The following is a 6,243-nucleotide window of genomic DNA, read 5'->3' on the forward strand; positions in this document are numbered from 1 at the left end:
TTTATTTATTCGTTTTATTCTACCACAAACTGTCAAATTTCTCAAATGACAATCAATTCCTTGGGAGCTAATGTCAAGACTTCACAACCGTTTTCCGTAATCAATAAGTCATCTTCGATACGGACACCGTATTTGTCATCCAAATAAATTCCCGGCTCATCCGTCAAGACCATACCTGCCTTGATAGTCTCGTCAGATTTTCCAAAATACGGATATTCATGAATATCCAAGCCGATACCGTGACCGATGCCGTGTGTAAAGTTGGCTCCATAACCCGCCGCATTGATAATCTCACGAGGAATAGCATCAAACTCGCGGTAGGTGACGCCTTCTTTGGCCTGCTCAATTAAAGCCTTATTGGCACGCAAGACCACATCGTAAATCTCACGCTCTTGATCTGTCACATGACCGATATGGATGGTCCGTGTCATATCGCTGACATAATGCTGGTAATAGCAACCAAAATCCAGCGTCAAGGTCTCACCAGTTTGGATAACCTTTCCAGACGCTCTTCCATGAGGCATAGCAGAGCGGTAGCCAGATGCCACGATGAACTCAAATGATGCCCCTTCTGCACCGAGTTGACGCATGCGGTGGTCAAGGAAATGATTGACGTCCATCTCAGTCGTCTGACCTGGTTTGATAAAGTCAAGAACATCAATAAAAGCCTGGTCCGAAATTTGACATGCACGGCGAATGGTCGCAATTTCTTTCTCATCCTTAATCATGCGCAAGTCTTCGATAAAGTTTGACATAGCAACTAGTTGATAACCCTCAAAAATGCTGGTCAGACTTTGATAGAAACCATAGGTCACCTCGCTATCAAAACCAATGGTTTCAAGTCCATCTTCCTTAATCACCTTTGCAATTTCTTCAAGGGCAAAACGGCTCTCAATAATATCAAAACCTTTTACTGATGCCTTAGCTATCAAAGTATAACGCGAATCAGTCACAAACAAGCGACGCTTGCCACTGATGAAGACAGTCGCCTCTGTTCCCCAAAAACCAGTTAGGTAGTAAATATTGTTTTGACCAGTCACCAAGATTCCATCAACAGTTGATTGAGCTAATTTTGCTTCGAATTTTTCAAGTCTTTTTTGCATCCTACACCTCCAAAGATTTTGTAACTATTATAGCAGAAATACAGACAAATACCAATTCTTTCTAGCAGATAGAGAAAAAAGCCGCAGAGGCGACTTTTTATTTCAACTTCATTTTCAGATATTGGCCTGTAAAGCTGGCTGGATTTTGAGCCACTTCTTCTGGCGTTCCTGTCGCGACAACGGTACCGCCACCGACACCGCCTTCTGGTCCCATATCGATAATATGGTCAGCCGTCTTGATGACATCCAGATTATGCTCAATGACAAGGACAGTGTTACCGTCATCGACAAAGCGGGCCAAGACCTTGAGCAACTGGGCAATGTCCTCGGTGTGCAGGCCTGTCGTTGGCTCGTCCAAGATATAGAGGGACTTGCCAGTTGACCGCTTGTGGAGTTCAGAAGCCAATTTCATCCGCTGGGCCTCGCCTCCCGACAGGGTTGTCGCAGGTTGTCCCAATGTCACATAGCCCAATCCCACATCTTGGATGGTGCGGAGCTTGCGTTCGATTTTTGGAATATGCTTGAAGAACTCGACCGCATCATTGACCGTCATATCAAGGACCTGAGCGATATTTTTCTCCTTGTAGTGTACTTCCAAGGTTTCAGAATTGTAGCGGTGGCCATGACAGACTTCACATGGGACAAATACATCTGGCAGGAAGTGCATTTCAATCTTGATAATCCCGTCACCAGAGCAGGCTTCGCAACGACCACCTTTGACGTTAAAGGAGAATCGCCCCTTCTTGTAGCCACGGATTTTGGCTTCATTGGTCTGGGCAAAGAGGTCACGAATATCGTCAAAGACACCTGTGTAGGTGGCTGGGTTGGAACGTGGTGTCCGTCCGATCGGGCTTTGGTCTATGTCAATCAGGCGGTCCAAATGTTCAATTCCTGAAATGGACTTGAACTTGCCTGGCTTGTCCGAATTGCGATTGAGCTTCTGAGCAATGGCTTTTTTCAAAATGGAGTTGACCAGAGTTGACTTACCAGAGCCAGACACCCCTGTCACTGCCACAAATTTTCCAAGGGGGAAACGGACTGTCACATCTTGCAGGTTGTTTTCCTTGGCACCTGTTACCTCCAGGAAACGACCATTTCCAACACGGCGTTCTAGAGGAACTGGAATTTCTCGTTTGCCAGACAGGTACTGGCCTGTAATGGATTTCTTGTTTTTGGCGACTTGGGCAGGTGTTCCAGAAGCCACGATTTCTCCACCAAAGACACCCGCACCTGGACCGATGTCAATCAACCAGTCCGCCTCCCGCATGGTGTCCTCATCGTGTTCTACCACAATCAAGGTATTGCCCAAATCACGCATCTTTTTCAGACTGGCAATCAGGCGGTCATTGTCCCGCTGGTGCAAACCAATCGACGGCTCATCCAAGATGTAAAGGACACCAGACAGGTTAGAGCCAATCTGAGTCGCCAAACGGATTCGCTGACTCTCACCACCTGATAAGGTCCCAGCTGCTCGGGACAGCGTCAGGTAGTTAAGACCAACGTTGTTGAGGAAGGTCAGGCGATCCTTGATTTCCTTGACAATAGGCGTAGCAATGGTAGCTTCATTTTCAGACAAGGTCAGATTTTCAATGACTTCCAGATGATCCGCCACGGACAAGTCAGACAACTGCCCGATATGAAGTCCCTGCTCGCCACCAACTTTAACAGAAAGGGCTTGGTCATTGAGGCGATAGCCGTGGCAGGTCCCACAGGTCAATTCATTCATATAAGTCTTCATGACCGTCCGCGTGTAATCACTATTGGTTTCACGGTAGCGACGGTTAATGTTGGTAATCAAGCCTTCAAACGGAATGTCAATATCACGCACCCCACCGAACTCATTTTCATAATGGAAATGGAATTCTTTACCGTCAGAACCGTTGAAAATCAGGTTCTTCTCCTCTTCCGTCAATTCCTCAAAAGGCTTGTCCATATCCACGCCAAAGTGGTTCATAGCTTGCTCCAACATCTGAGGATAGTAGTTAGAAGAAATAGGATTCCACGGAGCCAAAGCCCCGTCACGCAAGGTCTTACTGGCATCTGGGACAATCAAATCCGTATCCACTTCCAGCTTCATCCCCAAACCGTCACAATCGCTACAAGACCCAAAAGGCGCATTGAAAGAGAAAAGACGAGGCTCCAACTCAGGCACTGTAAAGCCACATACTGGGCAGGCATAGTACTCAGAGAAAAGCATTTCCTTCTCGTCCATGGTGTCGATGATGACATAGCCGTCCGCAATCCGCAGGGCCGCCTCAATGGAGTCAAAAAGCCGCGAACGAATACCCTCTTTGATGACAATCCGATCGACAACGACTTCAATATTATGAGCCTTGCTCTTGGACAACTCCGGCACTTCCGACACATCATAGACATCACCATTGACCCGTACCCGAACATAGCCGTCCTTCTGCACTTTCTCAAAAATAGTCTTGTGTTGCCCCTTTTTCTTACGAACAATCGGAGCTAGGATCTGCAAACGCTGGCGTTCTGGCAATTCCAAGACCTCATCAACGATTTGTTCTACTGATGAAGCCGCAATGGCACCATGGCCATTGATACAGTAAGGTACCCCAACTCGCGCATAGAGCAGACGGAGATAATCATTGATTTCCGTCGCCGTTCCAACCGTCGAACGCGGATTCCGCGACGTCGTTTTTTGGTCGATGGAAATAGCAGGGCTGAGACCCTCTATGGAATCCACATCTGGCTTGTCCATGTTGCCCAAGAACTGACGAGCATAGGCAGACAAAGACTCTACATAGCGGCGTTGGCCTTCGGCATACAGAGTATCGAAAGCCAAACTCGACTTACCAGACCCCGACAAACCAGTCACCACCACCAGCTTCTCACGCGGAATGGTCACATCAATATTTTTTAAATTATGGGCACGCGCCCCATGAATCACAATATTTTCTTGCATAGTTTAAGATACAAAGGGCGTCAAATGCACAGTCAAAATAGGAAACTGACGATGTGTCTGAAAGACACAAGGAAGTTTATCTTTTTGACACTGCATTTAGCCCGTGTTCAATTCCTTTCTAATATAAGTGCGTTCACAAGATAACTGGTAACGGTCGATTAACTCCGCGTCACCAGACGAAACTGCCTATGGGCAATTCCTATATCTTGTATTAGCTCGATTTTCAAAAAATATCGTTTTGAAAATCTCACGTCAAGAAACCGTATAAAACTCGACGCTTTAGCACGCGTTCAAATCCTTTCTTAAGAGGCTATAAGCTATGGTATACGGAACAAGGAAAAGTCCGTACAACTTATTCGCTTAAATGTCTACATATTATACCACATTTCTATATAAAACCTTTCCGAAACTGCACATTTTTTGGTATAATAGAGGTTGCGTTAACGCAACAAAGATAAAAGGAGGGCAAAGATATGAAACAAATTTTTCTATCAACCATGACTGATTTAGAAGAAATTCAAACCTTTGAACCAGGGGCTTGGATTAATTTGGTCAACCCCTCCCAGAGCGAGTCCATGGAAGTGGCTGAACACTATAAGATTGACATCGCTGACCTGCGAGCACCGCTCGATGCGGAAGAATCCTCTCGTATCACTGTCGAAGATGACTATACGCTCATCCTGGTCGACGTCCCAATTCTTGAAGAACGAAACAACAAGACATATTATATTACTATTCCTTTGGGAATTATTCTAACAGATGATGCGATTATCACGACTTGTTTGGAATCATTGCCACTGTTTGAGCAGTTTATCCATCGTCGTCTACGGAATTTCTTCACTTTCATGAAGTCTCGTTTCGTTTTCCAAATTCTCTACCGCAATGCTCAGCTCTACTTGTCAGCCCTACGGACCATTGACAGAAAGAGCGAAGAGATTGAGAAGCAACTCCATGAGGCTACTCGAAACGAAGAATTGATTGTCCTCATGGAATTGGAAAAAACCATCGTCTACTTCAAGGCTTCCCTGAAAACCAACGAGCGGTTGGTCAAGAAACTGGCTTCTTCTTCTCGCCTATTACGAAAATACGAAGAAGACGAAGATTTGTTGGAAGACACCCTGGTTGAAACCCAACAGGCCATTGAGATGGCAGACATCTATGGTTCCATCCTGAACTCTATGACCCATGCCTTTGCTTCTATCATTTCTAACAACCAGAATACCATCATGAAAACCTTGGCATTAGTGACAATCGTTCTCTCTATCCCAACCATGGTCTTCTCCGCATACGGTATGAACTTTAAGGACAACATCATTCCTTTTAACGATATTCCCTATGCTTTTTGGTGGATTATCCTCTTCGCATTTGCAATCAGCCTATCACTCACCTTCTACTTCATCCGTAAGAGATGGTTTTAACCTAAGGAGATTAACATGTCATTTACAGAAATCAACGGATTAACAAAAAAGAACCAAGAATTTATCCATATTGCGACCAACCAACTGATTAAAGATGGAAAGTCTGATAGCGAAATCAAAGAACTCTTGGAAGAAATTTTACCAACTATCATTGAAAAGCAAAAAACTGGCGTGACTGCCCGCAATCTCTATGGAGCACCAAGTGAGTGGGCTGCTAGTAAGACAATTTCTGAACAGGAAAAGAAAGACCAAGTGGAATACAATGAAAATCCATGGTTGATGTGGCTCGATTCCAGCCTCTTCATGCTTGCTATTATTGCAGGTATCAATGGATTGATGAACTTATTGGGACAAGGTGCCCAATACGGCTTGTTCACTCTATTGGTAATTGGTTTTGGTGTCGGCGCTGGTATGTACTTTATGTATCACTTTGTTTACAGAGAACAAATTAAAACTGGGCAACGTCCTAAATTGCTGAAAGCTATCGCTTTTCTTGGACTTGCTACGTTGGCATGGTCACTTGTTTTTCTCTTGGCAGCATTGATTCCAACAGCTCTAAACCCAGTTCTACCACCACTTGTTACAATTCTTATCGGAGCAGCAGCTTTCGGTGCACGCTATCTCTTGAAAAAGAAATATAACATTCGCAATGCCATGTCCCCAGTTCAATAATATAGTTGTTTAGTTTTTATTTGATGTATGATAAAATAGACTTATGACTTACGGAATTGATTTTAGAAAACGCGTTATTGCCTATGTCCAATCAGGACACACAAAAAAGGAAACCTGTGACCTATTT

4 protein-coding genes are annotated in these 6,243 nt (G+C 44.7%); 2 read left to right on the forward strand and 2 right to left on the reverse strand.

What is annotated here, in order from left to right; translation table 11 throughout:
• Positions 1-41: 41 nt before the first annotated feature.
• Together ODU55_RS05665 and uvrA are read right to left on the reverse strand one after the other, a co-directional pair.
• Complete coding sequence (locus ODU55_RS05665) at positions 42-1,103, reverse strand: M24 family metallopeptidase (RefSeq protein WP_398582199.1); 1,062 nt, start codon at positions 1,101-1,103, stop codon at positions 42-44.
• Between the two features lie 97 nt (positions 1,104-1,200).
• On the reverse strand, positions 1,201-4,026 hold the full coding sequence (gene uvrA / locus ODU55_RS05670; RefSeq protein ID WP_398582200.1) for an excinuclease ABC subunit UvrA: 2,826 nt from the start codon (positions 4,024-4,026) through the stop codon (positions 1,201-1,203).
• Positions 4,027-4,499: 473 nt separating this feature from the next.
• Between uvrA and ODU55_RS05675 the strand changes: the two genes are divergently transcribed.
• On the forward strand, positions 4,500-5,444 hold the full coding sequence (locus tag ODU55_RS05675) for a magnesium transporter CorA family protein (RefSeq protein ID WP_398582201.1): 945 nt from the start codon (positions 4,500-4,502) through the stop codon (positions 5,442-5,444).
• A gap of 15 nt (positions 5,445-5,459) precedes the next feature.
• Positions 5,460-6,116 (forward strand): DUF1129 domain-containing protein, encoded by a 657-nt coding sequence (locus ODU55_RS05680; RefSeq protein ID WP_398582202.1) that lies wholly within the window; start codon positions 5,460-5,462, stop codon positions 6,114-6,116.
• Positions 6,117-6,243: the final 127 nt, after the last annotated feature.

It is taken from the genome of Streptococcus sp. 2022WUSS037 (assembly GCF_044427225.1).
In the GTDB taxonomy this organism is placed as follows: domain Bacteria; phylum Bacillota; class Bacilli; order Lactobacillales; family Streptococcaceae; genus Streptococcus.

Excerpts from the sequence above, each read along its gene's own strand:
- ODU55_RS05675 (WP_398582201.1), top strand. The coding sequence starts at position 4,500 with ATGAAACAAATTTTTCTATCAACCATGACTGATTTAGAAGAAATTCAA.
- ODU55_RS05680 (WP_398582202.1), top strand. The coding sequence starts at position 5,460 with ATGTCATTTACAGAAATCAACGGATTAACAAAAAAGAACCAAGAATTT.
- uvrA (WP_398582200.1), bottom strand. The coding sequence starts at position 4,026 with ATGCAAGAAAATATTGTGATTCATGGGGCGCGTGCCCATAATTTAAAA.
- ODU55_RS05665 (WP_398582199.1), bottom strand. The coding sequence starts at position 1,103 with ATGCAAAAAAGACTTGAAAAATTCGAAGCAAAATTAGCTCAATCAACT.